This is a genomic window from Dactylosporangium sp. CS-047395, from assembly GCF_050942185.1.
Classification (GTDB): Bacteria; Actinomycetota; Actinomycetes; order Mycobacteriales; family Micromonosporaceae; genus Dactylosporangium.
In genome coordinates this window covers 2,646,122-2,663,399 of sequence record NZ_CP192015.1, presented here as the reverse complement: position 1 = coordinate 2,663,399, position 17,278 = coordinate 2,646,122, and the positions used below count along the sequence as shown (strand labels likewise).

19 protein-coding genes are annotated in these 17,278 nt (G+C 70.5%); 10 read left to right on the top strand and 9 right to left on the bottom strand.

The genetic code is table 11. From position 1 onward, the window contains the following. The first annotated feature begins 93 nt into the window (after positions 1-93). From ACQP00_RS12435 to ACQP00_RS12400, 8 genes are all read left to right on the top strand, one after another. Positions 94-846 (top strand): NUDIX hydrolase, encoded by a 753-nt coding sequence (locus ACQP00_RS12435; RefSeq protein ID WP_433218428.1) that lies wholly within the window; start codon positions 94-96, stop codon positions 844-846. Beyond that, positions 843-1,787, top strand: a complete 945-nt coding sequence (locus tag ACQP00_RS12430) for a serine/threonine protein kinase (RefSeq protein WP_433218426.1) — start codon at positions 843-845, stop codon at positions 1,785-1,787. The genes ACQP00_RS12435 and ACQP00_RS12430 overlap by 4 nt, the downstream gene beginning before the upstream one ends. 11 nt (positions 1,788-1,798) lie before the next feature. After that, complete coding sequence (locus ACQP00_RS12425; RefSeq protein WP_433218424.1) at positions 1,799-2,764, top strand: hypothetical protein; 966 nt, start codon at positions 1,799-1,801, stop codon at positions 2,762-2,764. Further along, on the top strand, positions 2,765-3,955 hold the full coding sequence (locus tag ACQP00_RS12420; RefSeq protein ID WP_433218422.1) for an adenylosuccinate synthetase: 1,191 nt from the start codon (positions 2,765-2,767) through the stop codon (positions 3,953-3,955). A gap of 90 nt (positions 3,956-4,045) precedes the next feature. Next, a complete protein-coding gene (locus tag ACQP00_RS12415) occupies positions 4,046-4,459 on the top strand; it encodes a hypothetical protein (RefSeq protein ID WP_433218420.1) in 414 nt (137 codons plus the stop codon). 196 nt (positions 4,460-4,655) lie between these two features. Next, the gene (locus tag ACQP00_RS12410; protein ID WP_433218418.1) at positions 4,656-5,279 is read left to right on the top strand and encodes a hypothetical protein; all 624 of its coding nucleotides are present in this window, start codon (positions 4,656-4,658) and stop codon (positions 5,277-5,279) included. 290 nt (positions 5,280-5,569) lie between these two features. Next, the gene (locus ACQP00_RS12405) at positions 5,570-5,728 is read left to right on the top strand and encodes a hypothetical protein (protein ID WP_433218416.1); all 159 of its coding nucleotides are present in this window, start codon (positions 5,570-5,572) and stop codon (positions 5,726-5,728) included. Between the two features lie 153 nt (positions 5,729-5,881). After that, the gene (locus ACQP00_RS12400; RefSeq protein ID WP_433218414.1) at positions 5,882-6,091 is read left to right on the top strand and encodes a hypothetical protein; all 210 of its coding nucleotides are present in this window, start codon (positions 5,882-5,884) and stop codon (positions 6,089-6,091) included. Here ACQP00_RS12400 and ACQP00_RS12395 read toward each other — a convergent pair. Both ACQP00_RS12395 and ACQP00_RS12390 read right to left on the bottom strand, forming a co-directional pair. Continuing rightward, positions 6,085-7,443: a bifunctional 3-(3-hydroxy-phenyl)propionate/3-hydroxycinnamic acid hydroxylase gene (locus ACQP00_RS12395; protein ID WP_433218412.1), complete on the bottom strand. Its 1,359-nt coding sequence runs from the start codon at positions 7,441-7,443 to the stop codon at positions 6,085-6,087. The two genes, ACQP00_RS12400 and ACQP00_RS12395, sit on opposite strands and share 7 nt — an antisense overlap. Before the next feature lie 36 nt (positions 7,444-7,479). After that, positions 7,480-8,898 carry a cellulase family glycosylhydrolase gene (locus ACQP00_RS12390; protein WP_433218410.1) on the bottom strand — a complete coding sequence of 473 codons (1,419 nt, stop codon included), beginning with the start codon at positions 8,896-8,898 and terminating at the stop codon, positions 7,480-7,482. A gap of 162 nt (positions 8,899-9,060) precedes the next feature. Here ACQP00_RS12390 and ACQP00_RS12385 point away from each other — a divergent pair, with 162 nt between their 5' ends. Further along, entirely contained in the window at positions 9,061-9,555 is a 495-nt protein-coding gene (locus ACQP00_RS12385) for a ferritin-like domain-containing protein (RefSeq protein ID WP_433218408.1), read from the top strand. Here ACQP00_RS12385 and ACQP00_RS12380 read toward each other — a convergent pair. The 4 genes from ACQP00_RS12380 to ACQP00_RS12365 all read right to left on the bottom strand — a co-directional run bounded on the left by ACQP00_RS12380 (position 9,552) and on the right by ACQP00_RS12365 (position 12,969). Further along, a complete protein-coding gene (locus ACQP00_RS12380) occupies positions 9,552-10,334 on the bottom strand; it encodes a putative protein N(5)-glutamine methyltransferase (protein WP_433218406.1) in 783 nt (260 codons plus the stop codon). The two genes, ACQP00_RS12385 and ACQP00_RS12380, sit on opposite strands and share 4 nt — an antisense overlap. A 91-nt stretch (positions 10,335-10,425) precedes the next feature. Next, entirely contained in the window at positions 10,426-11,067 is a 642-nt protein-coding gene (locus ACQP00_RS12375; RefSeq protein ID WP_433218404.1) for a LuxR C-terminal-related transcriptional regulator, read from the bottom strand. Continuing rightward, entirely contained in the window at positions 11,019-12,308 is a 1,290-nt protein-coding gene (locus tag ACQP00_RS12370) for a sensor histidine kinase (RefSeq protein ID WP_433218402.1), read from the bottom strand. Before ACQP00_RS12370 ends, ACQP00_RS12375 begins: the two co-directional genes overlap by 49 nt. Before the next feature lie 49 nt (positions 12,309-12,357). Then, the gene (locus tag ACQP00_RS12365; RefSeq protein WP_433218400.1) at positions 12,358-12,969 is read right to left on the bottom strand and encodes a pyridoxamine 5'-phosphate oxidase family protein; all 612 of its coding nucleotides are present in this window, start codon (positions 12,967-12,969) and stop codon (positions 12,358-12,360) included. Positions 12,970-13,047: 78 nt separating this feature from the next. Between ACQP00_RS12365 and ACQP00_RS12360 the strand changes: the two genes are divergently transcribed. Continuing rightward, positions 13,048-14,388 (top strand): aspartate aminotransferase family protein, encoded by a 1,341-nt coding sequence (locus ACQP00_RS12360; protein ID WP_433218398.1) that lies wholly within the window; start codon positions 13,048-13,050, stop codon positions 14,386-14,388. Between the two features lie 45 nt (positions 14,389-14,433). Here the strand turns inward: ACQP00_RS12360 and ACQP00_RS12355 are convergent, their stop codons facing one another. From ACQP00_RS12355 to ACQP00_RS12345, 3 genes are all read right to left on the bottom strand, one after another. After that, positions 14,434-16,047 carry a hypothetical protein gene (locus tag ACQP00_RS12355; protein WP_433218396.1) on the bottom strand — a complete coding sequence of 538 codons (1,614 nt, stop codon included), beginning with the start codon at positions 16,045-16,047 and terminating at the stop codon, positions 14,434-14,436. A 158-nt stretch (positions 16,048-16,205) separates the two neighbouring features. After that, positions 16,206-16,463, bottom strand: coding sequence for a PspC domain-containing protein (locus tag ACQP00_RS12350; RefSeq protein WP_433218394.1), 258 nt, complete (start codon positions 16,461-16,463; stop codon positions 16,206-16,208). Positions 16,464-16,598: 135 nt separating this feature from the next. Beyond that, the gene (locus ACQP00_RS12345) at positions 16,599-17,240 is read right to left on the bottom strand and encodes a DUF6993 domain-containing protein (protein WP_433218392.1); all 642 of its coding nucleotides are present in this window, start codon (positions 17,238-17,240) and stop codon (positions 16,599-16,601) included. Between the last annotated feature and the right edge of the window lie 38 nt (positions 17,241-17,278).

Sequence of the window (17,278 nt, the reverse complement as noted above, 5' to 3'; positions counted from 1 at the left end):
AGTTTGACGATAAATACCCTTGCGCCCTGAGCGCTCTCTGCCTTACGTTGTTCTCAGATCGAGAAAGACTCTCCCTGAGAAGGACTAGGCGCCGTGAGCAACGAAGAGGCCGAGTTCCTCGCCAACTACGACCCGACCCGGTACCCGCCCGTCGCGGTCACCGTCGACGTCGTGGCGTTCACGATCCGCGACGGGCGGCTGCACGTTCTGCTCGTGCGGCGCGCATGCCCGCCCATGAAGGACATGTGGGCACTGCCCGGCGGGTTCGTCGGCGAGTGGGAGGACCTGCCCACCGCCGCCGCCCGCGAGCTGGCCGAGGAGACCGGCGTCGCGACCGCGCACCGGCGGCTGCACCTGGAGCAGCTCGGGACGTACGGGGCGCCGGACCGCGACCCGCGGATGCGCGTGTTCTCGGTGGCGTACCTGGCCTTCGCCCCGCACCTGCCCGACCCGGTCTCCGGCAGCGACGCGCGCGAGGCGGCCTGGGTGGCGATGGACGACCGGCCGGAGGCGCTCGCCTTCGACCACTCCACGGTCCTGGCCGACGGGCTGGAGCGGGCGCGCGCGAAGCTGGAGTACTCACCGCTGGCGACCAGGTTCGTGGACGACGAGTTCACGATCGCCGACCTGCGGGCCGTGTACGAGACGGTGTGGGGCGAGCCGCTGCACGCCGGGAACTTCCACCGCAAGGTGCTCTCGGTGCCCGGCTTCGTGGAGAGCACCGGCGCGACCACGGAGCGGGGCGGGGCTCGAGGGGGGCCGCGCGCCAAGCTGTACCGCGCCGGCGACGCCCAGCTCCTGCACCCCGCGCTGCTCATGCCGAGCCGGGAGGAGACGGTGCGATGAACTCCGACGAGGCCATCGCGCTCGTCGAGCGGGCCACCGCCGAGGAGCTGTTCGGCGGTGGGGACGCGCATGGGCGGTACCGGACGCTGGCCAAGCTCGTGCATCCGGACGCCGCCGGGCCGCGGGGCACGAAGGCGTTCGCGCGGCTGGCCGAGCTCTGGCGCGACCGGGGGACGATCCGCACGCCGCGCGGGACGTACTCCACCGACGTGCTGGAGTACCGCGGCGACCTGGCCAACCTGTACCGCGTGCCGGAGGGCCACCTGAAGCTGGTCCGCGACCCGTCGTGCAACGACCTGATGGCGCGCGAGGCGGCCGCCCTGCGGCGGATGGCGGAGCACGGGGATCCGCGGTACCTGCCGTACGTGCCGCGGCTCGTGGACGCGTTCCGGCACAAGTCGGCGGCGGGTGCGACGCGGCGGGCGAACGTCATCGCCGTGTCGGCGGCGGGGTTGTGCTCGCTGCGGACGGTACAGGAGAAACGGCCGCACGGCCTCGATCCTCGCGATGCGGCCTGGATGTGGCGGCGGCTGCTCGTCGCGCTCGGCCTGGCGCACCGGGCGGGGGTCGTGCACGGGGCCGTCGTGCCGCAGCACGTGCTCATCGAACCGTCCGACCACGGGGTGATCCTGGTCGATTGGTGTTACAGCGTATCGACGCCCGGCGAGCGGATTCCGGCGATCGTGCCGGGGTTCGACTATCCGTCCGAAGTGCTTTCCCGTGGTACTCCCGGTGCCTACACCGACATCGCCATGGCCGCTTCCGTCATGGCGGGCCTGATGGGTGATCGGGCCCCGAAAGCGTTGCGGCGCTTCGCCGACGGCTGCCGGCTGGCCTCGCCGCGGCAGCGGCCCGACGACGCGTGGAAGCTGCTCGGCGAGTTGGACGAACTGCTGCACCGCTTGTACGGGCCACGGAAATTCCGGCCATTCTCGTTGTGAGGGAGATTGTCATGGGAAGTGGAACCTGGTCGACGGACGTCTATGACGCGGCCGACCGCTACCGGCGGGCGACGGGGACGAGCGCGTTCGCGTACAGCGACTCCGGTGCCCGTACCGTCCACAAGGGACTCGACCCGAAGGGCGTGACGGCCCGGGAGAGCCGCGACTCCGACGAGCACCCGGACTCGGTGGCGATCGCGGTGCTGTTCGACGTCACCGGGTCGATGGGCTCGGTGCCGCGCGTGCTGCAGCAGAAGCTGCCGCAGCTGCTGGGACTGTTGCTGCGCAAGGGCTACGTGACCGACCCGCAGATCCTGTTCGGCGCGATCGGCGACGCGACCTGCGACCGGGTGCCGTTGCAGGTGGGCCAGTTCGAGTCGGACAACCGGCTCGACGAGGACCTGAGCCGCTTCGTGCTCGAGGGTGGCGGGGGCGGTCAGATGACCGAGTCGTACGAGCTGGCCATGTACTTCATGGCTCGCCACACCTCGCTCGACTGCTACGAGAAGCGGGGCAAGCGCGGGTACCTGTTCATCATCGGCGACGAGCAGGCCTACTCGCGGGTGAAGCCGTCCGAGGTGCGCGACGTGATCGGCGACAAGCTGTCCGAGCCGATCGCCCTGCGCGCGATCGTGGACGAGGTGCGGCGGATGTACGACACGTACTACATCCTGCCGGCGGGCTCCTCGTACGCGGGCAACACCACGATCCTCGACTTCTGGCGCGACCTGCTCGGGCAGAACGTCATCGCGCTCGACGACCTCGACGCGGTGTGCGAGACGATCGCGCTGACCGTCGGGCTGGGCGAGGACAGCATCGACCTCGACGAGGGCCTCGCGGACCTGGACGAGGTGGGCTCGGCCGCGGCCGGCTCGGTGAGCAAGGCGCTGGCCCGCATCGGCGGCGGGCGCGCGCCGCTGGCCCGGGGTGCGACCCCGTCGGATCTGGCCGGCCCGGTCACCGTCGAGCGGCTGTAGATGCACTACATCGTCGTGGACCTCGGGTTCGGCGACTGCGGCAAGGGCACGACCGTGGACTACCTGTGCGCGACCCGCGACATCGACACCGTCGTGCGGTTCAACGGGGGCGCGCAGGCGGCGCACACGGTCGTGCTCGCCGACGGGCGCAAGCACACGTTCGCGCAGTTCGGTTCGGGTTCGCTGCGGCCGGGGGTGCGGACGTTCCTGTCGCGCTTCATGGTGGTGGACCCGCTGGCGCTGGTGACCGAGGCCGCGCATCTGCTCTCGCTCGGCGTTTCGGATGTGTGGTCGCGGTTGAGCGTCGATCGCGCCGCGTTGATCTCGACGCCGTACCACCGCTCAGCGAACCAGGCCAAGGAGGTGGCTCGAGGCGCGGCTCGGCACGGGTCGTGCGGGATGGGCGTCGGCGAAGCGATGGCGTACGCCCTGGCTTATCCCGACGATGCTCCGCGGGTCGGGGATTGTGCCGATCTACCCGTTTTGCGGCGCAAGTTGGCGTTGCTGCGTCTGCGGCTCGGCGTTTCGGACGGCCCGTCGATTGCTGCGTGTCTGCAAGCTTTCGCCGGATTTGCGGCGACCGTGCGGTTCGTCGACGGATTCGAGCCGGCCGGGGCGTGCGTGTTCGAGGGGGCCCAGGGGGTGCTGCTCGACGAGTGGCACGGGTTCCACCCGCACACGACGTGGAGTACGACGACGTTTGCCAACGCTTTGTCGCTTTTGCCACCCGATGCCGAGGTTGTCCGGCTCGGCGTGTTGCGGACGGTGACCACGCGGCACGGGGCGGGGCCGCTGCCGACGGAGGACGGGTCGCTGGATCTTGCGGACCCGAACAATCCCGCGAACGACTGGCAAGGTGCGTTTCGGTTCGGGCACTTCGACGCGCCGCTGCACCGGTACGCGCTGGACGTGGTGGGCGGCGTCGACGGGCTGGTGCTGACGCACCTGGACCTTCCCGTGGACACCATGTGCCACGAATACCGCGGCGGCAATCCGCTGCGGGTCGGGCCGGCGGGGGATCTTGAGCGGTTGGAGGTGATGACCCGGGCGCTGGGCTCGGTCGAGCCGGTCTACGGGCGGGTCGGCGACTGGGTCGGCGCGGTCGAGGAGTCGCTCGGGGCGGACGTGGTGCTTGAGTCGTGGGGGCCGACCGCCGAGGACAAGAAGCCGTCCGGCCGGTTGACATGCTGAGGGTGCAACTCAGCCGCACCAAACCCGAACCTCAGCACGCTGTGTGAGGCTGACTCCACAACCGGCGAGCGAACCGAACGGGGCGGGGTCATGAAGCTGGTACGCGACGTAGTCCGGGCGATCTCCCTCGCCGCCGCGGCCGGGGTGGCCGTAGGCGGCGGGTTCGGCCTGCTGGCACCCGCGTCGGCAGAGGCCGGCAGCACGACGCCCGTCCCGGCCGCGGCCCGGGCTCACGCGATCGTCACCAGCGTCGACCTGCTCGGGTCGGAGCGGCTCGAGGTCACGGTGCGGTTCACGAACACCGGCCGTACCGCCGAGCACGTGGACACCTTCGACGTGCTCGCCGACGGACAGCCCCTCGCGCACCAGGGCCCGGCGACCGCGGCGTTCGACCTCCGTCCAGGCATGAGTGCGGAGGAGACCGTGGCGTTCGCGGCGCCGCCCGTCACGGCCTCGCTGGTCCTCACGCTGAGCAACGGCGAGCGGCTCGGACTCCAGCTCTGACGCGAAAAATCTTGAGCCGGATGGGAAATCTGACCGTCCGCCGGCGTTGATAGGGGTGAGCGGCGCCGCGAGGCGTGCGCTCGAGTGGACGCGTGTTCGCGCGTTCAGGCCCAGTCCCGTCGCTTGGCAGCAGCCAGGAGGCGAGACACCTCCCGCGTGAGCGGGCGGCGGGCCAACCCGAAGGGGACCCAGACCGATGGAACCGAATCCTTCCAGCCCGGTCGACCCGGTCGGCGGCTTGCTCCCACGAGACGCCGGCAGCGCACCCGCGGGTGCCTTCAACCTCGATCCCCAAGCCCGGGACGGGAGCTCCTACATCACTTGGCTTCAGCCCCGGCTGGAGCCCTCGTGGAAATACGCGTGCTTTCGGTGCCGTAACGCATCCCTCGCCGACGACCTCGTTCAGGCCGTGTCCGAAAAACTCTTCAAGATGTGGCCGAACGACATCGCCCGCCGCTCGATCAAGGAAGGCGACCTCGCCTACCTGCGGAAAGCGATCGACAGCGCCTACGCCGACTTCGGGCGGAAGTGCTGGCGGGACGAACGGCGCGCGGAGAAGCTACGCGGCAACGCGCTCGACGCACTTCGATCAACGATCGGCGGTCTCGACCTGGAGACCGTCTGGACAGTCCGGGATGCGGTGCGGTCCCTCGAGGACGCCGAGTCCTTCGCCGAAGAAGTGAAGAAAGGGTTCGATGCCACGGCGCTCCTCACCCGGATCGCCGAACGCCTGGGGATCGAGCCCGAATCGTCGATCTCCAAGATTCCACCGGGCAACGGTCTCAAAAGGGCCGGCCTGTCGGTGGACCAATCACGATAGACGTTGCGCGGGAGGGCCTGGAGGTCTCTCTCGACCTGCCTCATCTCGGGGCTACGCGAGAGAGCGCCTCAGGCCCTCCCGCCGGCGCGGAGGGCAGCACATTCGTCCGGCTGACGTCCGGACCACCGCCGTCGAGGATTCCGCGGCAACGCGGACGGCGATCACCAACTAGACCTCAGGGTTGAAGCGGCCAGAACGCACACGGCACGTCTCCACGAGGGTTTCTGTCCGAACCTGAAGGGAGAACGAAGTTGGACGACCATTCAGTAATCAATCTCCGCCCGCCTGGCTTGATCATCGTGCTGCTCTACGTGTTCGTCGCGATCATGGCGAGCTTCACGGTGGCGCCCTTGGCGGCAATCACGGCCGACGCCGAGTTCAAGGTCGGTATGGGCATCACCGCCGCGACGGGGATCGCGTGGTGCTGCCTGGTAGCCATTCGCCGCTGACCGAGCGGTAAGCGGGGGGTCCCGGTTCGTGAACGGACCGGGGCCTCCCGTTGTCACGCAGACTCCGAGCCAGCTCGCTCGGCCGCCGTTGGCGACGGACTCGTCGCACCAGCAATCAGGGCGAGCCGCAGCGGACCAACTCGGAGGTCGATCGTGCAGTACAAAATCGTGTTCGTCGTCGTGACGGCGCTCGCCCTGGTGACGGTGCCGGCGATCCTGGCGGCGGTGAGCATCGCCGTCGCCCACCTGGCCGGCCTGCGCCGGGCCGCCACGGTCAGCCTGGCCTTCGGCGTCGTCGGCGTCGCGGCCACCGGCGTCATCGCCCTGGCGAGCCTGATCGCCGGCCTGGCCTTCCCTCACTGACTGCGGCGGGTCGCGAACACCACGCGGTCCGGGCGCAGGACGATCTGGCGGCCGCGCATCCAGCGTCGTAGCGATCCATTCGGGTCCACCTCGTCGGTGACCTTCACCAGGCGGTACTCGGCGGGGAACCCGGACGGCTCGGCGCCCGTGTACAGCACCGCCCACCCGTCGCCCAGCACGGTGTCGAAGCCACGGGACGGCTGGGGCGCGAACGTGCCGGCCAGGCGGCCGCGGCCGACGCCGCGCAGTGCGGGAGACGTGGAGCGGAGGGCGAGCCCCTTCATCCCGGGCAGGCGCCACACCGAACCCAGCAACAGCCGCCGTACCGCCGCGGCGCGGTCCTGGCCGCCGGTCATCGCCCAGCCCGCCACGATGGCCAGGCGGATCTGGGCGCGAACGTGGGGCAGGCGCTCCCGTTCGTAGGAAGCCAGGAGCGCGGCATCGCCCGTCGCCAGTTTCCAGGCCAGGTTGTACGCGTCGCGCAGTCCGGCGCCCAGGCCCTGGCCGATGAAGGGCGGGGTCTGGTGGGCCGCGTCGCCCAGCAGGAAGACGCGGCCGGACTGCCAGGTCGAGGCGACACTCGCGCGGAACGTGTACTCCGCGCGGCGCACGATCCGCACCGGGACCGTGCCCAGCCAGGGTGCGAGCAGCGGGTCGACGTCGAGGTCGGTTTCGCCGGGCAGCAGGCGGAACTCCCAGCGGTACCGGCGCGGCCCCAATTGCATGAAAGTGGCCGCACGGCGCGGGTCGCACACCTGGTGGACGCCGCCCCAGGCGCGCAGGTCTTCCTCACAGATCCCGTCGACGACCAGCCAGCGCTCCTCGAAGCCCAGGTCGACGAGCGTGGCGCCGATCAGGTCACGGACGGTGCTGTTGGCGCCGTCGCAGCCCAGCACGGCCGAAGCCTGGACCGATTGAACCGTCCCGTCCGGAAGGCGATAGCCCACCGTTGGGAAGTCCACCGAGACGACGGTCCCCGGCACGAACGAGATCAGCGGCTCGGCGGCCATTCGCCGGCGCAGCAAGCGTTCCAGGTCCGGCTGGTCGAACATGTTCGCCTGCGGATAGGCGTGCGGCCCGCGGGAAGGGTCGCGGTCGAAGGTGGCCATCACGCGGTGGCGCGCGTCGAGCAGGCGCAGCCCCAGGCCGGGCCGGCTCACCTGCAGGAACTCCTCGGCCACGCCCAGGACCTGCAGGATCCGCATCACCTCGTCGTCGACGTGGACGGCGCGCGGCAGCGGATACGGCTCCGGATAGCGGTCCAGCACCAGCGACGCGATCCCCCGCTGGGCCAGCAGGATGGCCGCGGCCACACCCACCGGACCGGCGCCGACGATGACCACCCGCTCCACCCGCACAGGTTAGGCCATCGCCGGCGCCGCCGCGGATCAGCTACAGGTGCGGCCGTTCAAAGCAAAAGAGCCAGGAGCCGCATTTGTACTGTTCCAGCTCGACAAGAAGCCGAAGCTCACCGATCCCCCGGCGGGGATGCTCGCGGTGTAGCTGACATTGGTGGCCGTGACAGCGGCCCCCGACTGGGCGTAGGTCGCGCCCCAGGCCTGGTTGAGCACCTGCCCGTTGGCGAAGTTCCACTTGAGGTTCCAGCCGTTGACGGCGGCGGTGCTGGAGATCTTCACCTCGCCCTGGAAGCCCCCGGGCCACTGCCCGACGATCGTGTAGGTGACCTTGCACGACGAGGACGAGGAGGAGGACGGAGAAGGAGACGCCGACGAGCGGCTGGGACTGGGCGACGCCGACGAGCGGCTGGGACTGGGCGACGCCGAGGAGCGCGACGGGGAGGGTGACGAGGTGCCGCCCGCGTAGACCGACGCTTCGCGCGAGGTCGCCTTGATGCCGTTGGCGCCGTTGAAGATGCGGTCGCCCCAACTGGTCAGCTGGGCCGGGTTGAAGTTCGTCACCATGTCGAGGTACTCGACGCCACCGCCGTTGCCGCTCCACGACCACCCGAGGTAGCCGATGCGCAGCGACGTGGTCGTCGCCATGATGGTGTCCTCGTCGGGGTTGCCGTCGGAGTGGTTGAAGCCGAACTCGCCCACCACGATCGGCAGCTTGGCCGAGATGAAGCGGTTGAGGTAGTCGTTGATCTCCGCGGCGGTGTCGAACACGCCGTACATGTGGATGGAGAACACGGTGTTCTTCTGCGGGTCGGCGGCGAACACCGTCGCCGCGTTGTCGCGCATGGTGAACGACCAGTCCTGGCCCCAGTTCGGGGCGTCGACCATGATGGTGTGCTCGAAGCCGCCCGCCCGCAGGCGCTTGACGGCGTTGGCGGTGTCCGTGGCCCAGTTGGCGACGGTCGCCGCGTTGTTGCCGTACGGCTCGTTGCCGATGTTCACGATGACGTACTTCTCCTGGCCCACCAGCGCGCTCTTGATGGACAGCCAGTAGTCGACCGCCTTGTCCAGCGAGACCGCGGCGCCGGCCTCGCCGTAGCCGGTGGTGTCGTGCGCCTCGAGCACGCAGATGAGCTTGTTCGCCTTGCACAGCGAGACCACGTTGGCCACGTCGGCGGTGTCGTTCTTGGCCCACTGGTCGCCGGTGGCGAGCACCACCCGCACCGTGTTCGCGCCCAGCGCCTTGATGTTCGCGAACGCGCTGGTCTGCGACTGGTACCAGGTGTGCGCGTGACTGACGCCCCGCATCACGAACTCGTTGCCGTTGGCGTCGTACAGCCGGCCGTTGCTCACCGTGAACCCGGCGGCGGCCTGGGCCGGCTGGACGGCGACGAACACGGAGATCACGACGGCCAGCGCGGCGGTGGCGGCCAGGATGATCCGTTTTCTCATGTTGAGCCTCCCTTCGTTGCCGGGCAATGTATTAACCGGTTCAGTAGGGGTCAACGAACCACCCGCGGCCCACCCCGCGACCAGCGCAGCGGCCGTGAAAATTACGGGTAGGGCCGTTGCGTCCCAAGAAGAGCCGTCTTCAACCGAGACAGGGAGAAGCGCATGCCAATGGACAACCCGGCCGACCTGTTCCTCTACGAGCTGTCGGGCATGTACGACGCCGAGCACAAGAGCAACCAGATGATCGGGGAGATCCTCGGCCGGACGGAGCAGAGCCCGCTCGCCCAGATCCTGCGCGCCCAGCAGCAACAGGGGCAGCAGAAGATCCAGAACCTCGAGACGTGCTTCGCGATGATGGAGTCCGAGCCCGACGACGTGCCCTGCATGGCGATGGACGGGATGCGCGCCGAGTTCCAGGCGTTCGCCCAGCAGTCGCCGTCGATGGAGGCGATGGAGATCTACACCGTCGACGCCGAGACGCGCCTGGCGCACATGGGCATCGCGATGTACCAGGGGCTCATCGACAAGGCGCTGCTCATGGGCGAGCTGCAGTGCGCGCAGATCCTGCGCACCAACCTGGTGCAGAAGCAGGAGAACGCGGGCACGTTCGAGCGGATCAGCCACGAGCTCGGGCAGCGCGTGGCCATGAACGTCTAACCCGGCTCGCGCACAGCCACGACGACGTTGGTCTCCGACTCCTCGTCGGTGACCGTGTACGGGTTCAGCCCGCCCGCGCGCAGCAGCGCGTGGGCGGTGCCGAGCTGGGCCGGGCCCGCCTCGGTCAGCAGCGCGCCGCCGGGGGCCAGCCAGCCCCCGGCCTCGGCGGCGACCCGGCGCAGCACGTCCAGCCCGTCGGCGCCGCCGTCCAGGGCCGCGCGCGCCTCGTGCACGCGGAACTCCTCGGGCAGATAGGCGATCTCGGCGGTGGGCACATAGGGCACGTTCGCCAGCAGCAGGTCAACCGATCCGAGCAGCGTCGACGGTACCGCCGAGAAGAGATCGCCCGCGAAGACCTCCTCCGTCACCCCGTCGAGGTTGCGGCGCGCACAGTCGACGGCGACCGGATCGATGTCGGTGGACACCAGGCGCACGCCCGCGAAGCCGCGCACGACGACCAGGCCGAGGGCGCCGGTGCCGCAGCAGAGGTCCAGCACCACTCCCCCGTCGCACAGCAGCCCGCGGCCGGTCGCGGTGAGCAGCTCCGTGCGGTGCCGGGGCACGAACACGCCATCGGCCACCGCGAACGGTACACCCGCGAAAAACGCCACCCCGAGCACGTGTTCGAGCGGATGCCCGGCGACCCGGCGCGCCACCATCGTCTCCAATTCGTCCACAGTGGATGCCGCGGCGAGCAGCCGCTCGGCCTCCTCCTCGGCGAACACGCAGCCGGCCGCGCGCAGGCGGGCGGTGAGCTCCGTAAAAGCGTGACGTTTCATGCGTTGCGGGACTCCAGAACGGCGAGGACACTGCGGTTGTCGTCCTCGGACGGGGGCCGACGGGTGAAGAGCTCCGTAATAGCGTGACGTTTCATGCGTTGAGGAACGCCAGGACGGCGAGGACGCGGCGGTTGTCGTCCTCGGACGGGGGCAGGCCAAGCTTGCCGAAGATGTTGTTGATGTGCTTGCCGACCGCCTTCTCGGTGACGAACATGCGCCCGGCGATGGCGGCGTTGGAGCGGCCCTCCGCCATCAGGCCGAGCACCTCGCGCTCGCGCGGGGTCAGCGCGCGGGTCGGTGCTCCGGCGTTGCGGGCCAGGAGTTGGGAGACGACCTCGGGGTCCATGGCCGTGCCGCCGGCCGCGACCCGGCGCACCGCCTCGACGAATTCGCCCACTGTGGACACTCTGTCCTTGAGCAGGTACCCGACGCCGCCGCGGCGGTCGGAGAGCAGCTCCCGCGCGTAGAGCTGCTCGACGTGCTGGGAGAGCACGAGCACGGGCAGGCCCGGCACCTCGGCGCGGGCGGCGATCGCGGCGCGCAGCCCCTCGTCGGTGAACGTCGGCGGCAGGCGCACGTCGACGACGGCCACGTCGGGCCGGTGCCCGAGCAGCGCGGAACGCAGGTCGGTGCCGTTGTCGACCGCCGCGACGACCTCGAACCCGTACGCCCCGAGCAGGCGGATCAGCCCGTCGCGGAGAAGGGCGAGGTCTTCGGCGATGACAACACGCACGGCAGCTCCATCGTCAGCACGGTCGGGCCCCCGGGCGGGCTGTCGAGGCGCAGGCTGCCGTCGAACGCGGCGAGCCGGCGCTCGACCCCGGCCAGGCCGGAGCCCGACCCGGGCGCCGCGCCGCCGACGCCGTCGTCGCTGACGCTGCAGTAGAGCGCTCCCCCGAGGTACGACAACGATACCCAGGCCGCCCGCGCGCCGCTGTGCTTGGCCACGTTGGCGAGGGCCTCGGCGGCGGCGAAGTACACGGCCGACTCGACCGGCGCCGGGGGCCGCCCGGGCAGCTCGCCCTCGACGACGACCGGCACCGGCATCGTCAGGGCCAGCGCGCGCAGGCCGCCGACCAGGCCACGCTCGGCCAGTACCGGTGGATGGATGCCCCGGACCAGGTGCCGCAGCTCGGCCAGGGCCAGCCCGCTGGCCTCCCGCGCCTCGGCGATCAGCTGCTGGGCGGCGGCCGGGTCGTGCAGCACCAGGTCCTCGGCCATGCCCAGGCTCATGCCGAGCGCCACGATCCGGGCCTGCGCGCCGTCGTGCAGATCGCGCTCGATGCGCCGCAGCTCGGCCGCCTGCGCGTCGACGACCTGGGTGCGGGTCTCGGTCAGGCGGTCGACGCGCCGGGTGAGCACCGCGGCGCTGGTCGGGCCGAGGAGGCTCTGGTCGTACTTCGCGAGCGCCCATTGCAGCCACGGCGCGGCATACAGGATGCCGGCCGTAATCAGAGCCCCTTGGAACGGCACGGAGCCCCAGCTCACCTGGTTCAGGGGCCACGTCACGCCGTAGCCGGTGTCGTCGCCGGAGACCAGGTTGATGATGACGGGCAGGAGGATGACGCCCTGCAGGCCGTACACGAGAAGGATCGCGGATCCGAAGCCGAACCCCAGGCCCAGCGGTGCGCCCCCGACCAGCCATAGCAGGTCGCGCCAGGTCGCGGGGTCGCGCACGAGCCACAGCCACCGCTTCGGGGTGCCGATCCAGGCGCCGTCGGGCCGGGGCCGGTACGGGCGGGGGATGTCCACGCCGCTCCACTCGCGGGCCATCCACCGGCGCAGGTCGGCGTAGGCGCGCACCAGCAGCTGCACGAGCGGGGCGAGCACCAGTCCGACGCCGACGACCGTGGTCGCGAGCGAGATGAGGGTGAGCAGCACGAGCACGATGTGGATGGGCGTGCCGAGGATGCCGGCCACCGCCACCCGCGCGACGGCGACCAGCCCTCGTTTCGCGAACGGCCACGGCTTCATGCTCGCCATTCTGGCCGTTTTCGCACCTGGGCACAGTGGGGCTAAGCCCCTAATAGAGGCCGCGCGCGTAATTGCTCTCCGCGTAGTACGCCTCGAGCTCCTCCACCGTCTCCGCCGTGTCCTGCACGCTCTTGACCAGCTTGGCGTGCGACGGCAGCGCCTCCGGCGTCCAGCTCTCGGGCTTCCACAGCTTGGAGCGCATGAACGCCTTCTGGCAGTGGAAGAAGATCGTGTCGATGTCGACGACCAGGGCCATGATCGGCCGGTGCCCCTCGACGACGAGCTCGTCGAACCACGGCGCGTCGGTGAACAGCCGGGCCCGCCCGTTGATGCGCAGCGTCTCCCGGCGGCCGGGAACCAGGAAGATCAGCCCGACGTGCGGGTTGGCGAGGATGTTGTGGAAGCCGTCGGCCCGCCGGTTGCCGGGGCGCTCGGGGATCGCGATCGTGGACTCGTCAATGACATACGTGAAACCGGCCGGATCGCCCTTCGGCGACACGTCACAGTTGCCCTCCGCGTCGGACGTGCCGACGAGGACGAACGGGGACAGGCCGAGCCAGTCCAGATCGGTCTGGCAGAGGCGGTCGCGCTCTTTGCTGACGGCCCGGGGCATCGGCGACCCGAGCAGTTCCTCCAGTTCCCGCACCGAGGTGATCTGCATGGCGACAGGATACGTCCGGGAACATTTTGAAACAGAGCGGATATTGTACGGCGCGATGTGTGCCATTAGCGTCAGCCCATGACGGAACACCGCACCGACGCCTACCGCGACGACCGCGCACACGTCTTCCACTCCTGGTCCGCCCAGCGGATGCTCGACCCGGTCGTGGTCGAGGGCGGTCTCGGCGCCACCTTCTGGGACGAGGCCGGGACGCACTACCTGGACTTCTCCTCGCAACTGGTCAACCTCAACCTCGGCCACCAGCACCCGCGGGTCGTGGCCGCGATCCAGGAGCAGGCCGCGCGCCTGTGCACGATCGCGCCGACCTTCGGCAACGCCGCGCGCAGCGCGGCCGCGCGGCTCATCGCCGGCATCGCGCCCGGGGACCTCTCGCACGTGTTCTTCACCAACGGCGGCACCGAGGCGAACGAGCACGCGATCCGGATGGCGCGGGGAACGACCGGGCGACACAAGATTCTCGCCGCGTACCGCTCCTACCACGGCGCGACCACGGGATCGATCACCCTCACCGGGGATCCGCGGCGGTGGGCCAACGAGCCGGCCATGCCTGGCGTGGTGCGGTTCTTCGGGCCGTACGCGTACCGGTCACCCTTTCACAGCACTTCGGCCGCTTCGGAGGCGTCGCGCGCGTTGGAGCACCTCGAGGAGGTGTTCATGCTGGAGGGGCCGCAGACGATCGCGGCGGTGATCCTGGAGCCGGTGGTGGGCACCAACGGGATCCTCGTGCCGCCGCCGGGCTACCTGGCGGGCGTGCGCGAGCTGTGCTCCCGGCACGGCGCGCTGCTCATCGCCGACGAGGTGATGAGCGGGTTCGGGCGGTGCGGGGAGTGGTTCGCGGTCGACCACTGGTCGGTGGTGCCCGACCTGATCACGTTCGCGAAGGGCGTCAATTCCGGTTATGTACCGCTCGGTGGCGTCATCCTCGGCCCGCGGGTCTTCGAGGCGTTCGCGGAGCGTCCGTTCCCCGGCGGGCTGACGTATTCCGGCCATCCGCTGGCGTGCGCGGCCGCTGTGGCCACGATCGGCGTCATGCAGGACGAGTCGATTCCTTCGCGGGTACGGGATCTGGGCGAGCGCGTGGTCCGCCCGCGCCTCGAGAAGCTGCGGGATCGCCACCCTTCGGTCGGCGATGTGCGCGGGCTCGGCTTGTTCTGGGCGATCGAGCTCGTGCGCTCGAAGGAGACGCGGGAGATGCTGGTGCCGTACAACGCTTCAGGCGCGGCGGCCCGCCCGATGGCCGAGGTGGTCGCGGCGTGCAAGGCGCGGGGAGTGTGGCCTTTCACCCACTTCAACCGCGTCCACGTGGTGCCGCCGCTGATCATCTCGGAGGAGGACCTGCTGCGCGGCCTTGACGCGATCGACGATGCCTTGGACGTCGCGGACGCTTATGTTGTCTAGCTTTTCCGGGTCTTCTGGGCTTGGCGTGATCGGGGTGTAGGCACCTCACTCGGCCAGGGCGGCGCGGAGGCCGGACAACTCCTCGGGAGCCCTGCGACGGGTCTCATCGAGCCGGCGGCGCAGTTCGCCCAGGGACTGCCGCTCCTGCTCGACCGCCTTGTCGGCCCGCTCCCGGGCACCCTGCAACCGCTCGTTCCGCTCGTTGACCTCCATCCGATCGGCGAAGATCCGCCGCACCCCCACGAACCCGAACACCAACGCGAGGAGGACCAGCACGACCCCGAACCCGAACGGCACCGCGAAGGCGAGGCCGACCGCGACGACGGCCGCCGCGAACCAGGCGTACCGCACCCAGACCCTGGCGGCCCCAGCGGGATGACGCTCCTCGATCACTCGGTAGACCGCATCCATGTCGGCGGGCGCCGGCCCGTTGGCCCGCACCCGAACCGACTGCCGCTCAACGGCGATCGTCTGCTCCTCGGGCCCGGCAACCTCGGCCTCGGCGCGCAACGCCTCCCCGACGGCGAGCACCCGCTCCTTGAGCACCCGCCGCGCCAAGGCCCGCGGCCCCGGCGCCTCCCCGAACGCGTCCTTCACCAACAGATCAAGCGGCAGCCCCACCGGATCAGACCACTTCACCGCGGGCGTGACCTCCCGATCGTCAATGACCGCCCGCAGCTCCGCGATCCGCCGCAACGTCGGCGCTTCCTCGGCGCTGCCCTCATCCACGAGCCCAGGCAACAACGCCACCAACGCCGCCCGACTCCCATCCCCAGCCCCGTCCACACCCGCCGACTTCGACCCGCCGCCGACGCCTTCGCCGGTCGCGGCCGAAAGGCCGGCTCCTGGGGTGGCGGGGGCCGTCGATTCCGCCCACTGCCGAAGGGCGGCAAGCCGGGCACCGGCGGTCAGTCCGGCAACGGCCTTGCGCTCGGACGAGGAGGACACACCGGTAACCGGCACCATCGACGGCAGGGCATGCACCCGGTCGACGAGCCACCGATCGAGCGACGCCCGCCGCTCCTCACCCAGCCCGCCGACCAAGGAGGCCAGCCGCCCGGCAACGACCTCGAGCGCCGCCTCGCCGAGCAGCCCGTCGGCCGCGGCGGTCCAGATCCCCCGCTCGGCGGCGGTCAGTTTGGTATCAGCGAGCAGTTCGGGAAAGGCGGCACTGACCCAGCGCACATCGAGGTCGGCCCCGGACATGACCATGAGCAACGCCGTACGCCGGTGATCGCGAGCACTCGCGCGCTCCAGCTCAGCCGAGGCATCGTCCCCCCGAGCGAGCGCGGCCAGTGCGGCGGCGGCGGCCGACAGCCAGTACCCGTCGACATCCTCAACCGCGGCGGGCAGAGCAGGGGCGGCTCCGGCCCGATAGGCGAGGACCTGCCGCATCCGGTACCGGGCGCGCGCCGCCTCATCAAACCCCGCAAGCTCGGCCCGCAGGTCACTGAGCTCGACAAACGCGTCAAACGACGAAATCAGCCGGCTCAGGCGCTGCTCGATGGACCCCTGCACCCGCGACAGCTGCGACCGCAACGCCCGGCTCTCGGCCCGCTGATCGTTGAGCGAATACTCAATCTCACGAATCGCCCGCTGCTGCCTGAAGTCCTGCCAGCTGTCGCTGACCAGCCAGTCCTGAAACGCGCTGTCCGCCACCGGGGACGACCTCCTGCCAATCGATCTCCCCGCACGGTACCCACACCGCGCCACCCCCGCAGATCAGCAGCCCCGCCCGCATCGCCAGGCGGTCGGGCCGGGACGTCTCGCGGCGCCGGGTGGTCACGATCGCGGCGCCGCGGGGTTGGGTAGAGCTGTCAGGCGACCGGAGCCTGCGGGGTGATCGGCGTGATCGGGGCCACCGAAGTCTCCGACGGCATCAGGATCCACAGGATCGGGTAGATCAGAATCTGCGAGCCCGGAATCGCCAGCAGAATCAGCACGAACAGCAGCCGAGCCGGCCAGGGGTCGATCCCGAAGCGCTGCCCCAGGCCGGCGATCACACCGCCCAGGAGCCGGCCCTGCGTCGGGCGGACCAGGCCGTGCTGGCGCATCGAGCCGTAGACGGTTTCCATTGTGTCGCTCCCTTGTCAAGGTACCGGAAAGAGGTACCGGAAAATCTGATGCCTCAAGCATGGGTCCGGCGACCACCACGACACATCAGGGAACGACCCCGGCCCGGCCCTGGCCACGACCACTTACGGGAGACCTCAGTCACGCAGGCAGCGCCCGCCCGGCAGGTGGCCCTGCAGGGTGAACCCGCCGCCCCCGGAGCCCGCGGCCTGGTAGCCGAGCAGGCAGGCGTCGCCGATCGGGACGGCGAAGAGGATGGTGCCGTGCGGGGCCGGGTCGTTGTCGCGGGCCACCCGGACCACGGCGCCGGGGAAGCCGGCCTGCTCCAGCGCGAGCCTGATCGCCTCGGCGTCGGCGGGCGTCGGGGCGCGGCCGGCGCCGCGGTCGGATCCGGAGGACACGCCCGCGCACTGGGCGAACTGCCGGTTCTCCAGGCCGCGGGCCAGGTCGCGGCAGAGGGCGGGATTGCGGGCCGCCTCCCGGGCCCGCTTGGCGTCCGGCTCCAGGGCGTCGCGCTGCTCCTGGGTGAGCTCGTCGCGGCGGGCGATGTCGTCGACGAAGCGGTCGCAGTACTCCTTGTCGCTGGTGCCGAACTGGATGCACGACACGTACCGCGGCGACGGCGACGTCAGGGGTGCGCCGCTCAGGCGGGTCAGGATCAGGGCCGTCGCGCCGCCCAGCACCGTCAGCACCGCCACGACGACGAGGGCGATGATGCCCCACCGGGTGGCCGGCGCCTTGGGAGGCGCCGGCTCCGGGGTTGCGAGGTCCTCGGACATGCGGGGCAGTCTGCCAAAATCACGCACATTCCGCTGAC

Coding starts and splice junctions, on each gene's coding strand:
- ACQP00_RS12430 (WP_433218426.1), top strand. CDS start 843: ATGAACTCCGACGAGGCCATCGCGCTCGTCGAGCGGGCCACCGCCGAG.
- ACQP00_RS12425 (WP_433218424.1), top strand. CDS start 1,799: ATGGGAAGTGGAACCTGGTCGACGGACGTCTATGACGCGGCCGACCGC.
- ACQP00_RS12420 (WP_433218422.1), top strand. CDS start 2,765: ATGCACTACATCGTCGTGGACCTCGGGTTCGGCGACTGCGGCAAGGGC.
- ACQP00_RS12415 (WP_433218420.1), top strand. CDS start 4,046: ATGAAGCTGGTACGCGACGTAGTCCGGGCGATCTCCCTCGCCGCCGCG.
- ACQP00_RS12410 (WP_433218418.1), top strand. CDS start 4,656: ATGGAACCGAATCCTTCCAGCCCGGTCGACCCGGTCGGCGGCTTGCTC.
- ACQP00_RS12390 (WP_433218410.1), bottom strand. CDS start 8,898: ATGAGAAAACGGATCATCCTGGCCGCCACCGCCGCGCTGGCCGTCGTG.
- ACQP00_RS12385 (WP_433218408.1), top strand. CDS start 9,061: ATGCCAATGGACAACCCGGCCGACCTGTTCCTCTACGAGCTGTCGGGC.
- ACQP00_RS12380 (WP_433218406.1), bottom strand. CDS start 10,334: ATGAAACGTCACGCTTTTACGGAGCTCACCGCCCGCCTGCGCGCGGCC.
- ACQP00_RS12370 (WP_433218402.1), bottom strand. CDS start 12,308: ATGAAGCCGTGGCCGTTCGCGAAACGAGGGCTGGTCGCCGTCGCGCGG.
- ACQP00_RS12365 (WP_433218400.1), bottom strand. CDS start 12,969: ATGCAGATCACCTCGGTGCGGGAACTGGAGGAACTGCTCGGGTCGCCG.
- ACQP00_RS12360 (WP_433218398.1), top strand. CDS start 13,048: ATGACGGAACACCGCACCGACGCCTACCGCGACGACCGCGCACACGTC.
- ACQP00_RS12350 (WP_433218394.1), bottom strand. CDS start 16,463: ATGGAAACCGTCTACGGCTCGATGCGCCAGCACGGCCTGGTCCGCCCG.
- ACQP00_RS12345 (WP_433218392.1), bottom strand. CDS start 17,240: ATGTCCGAGGACCTCGCAACCCCGGAGCCGGCGCCTCCCAAGGCGCCG.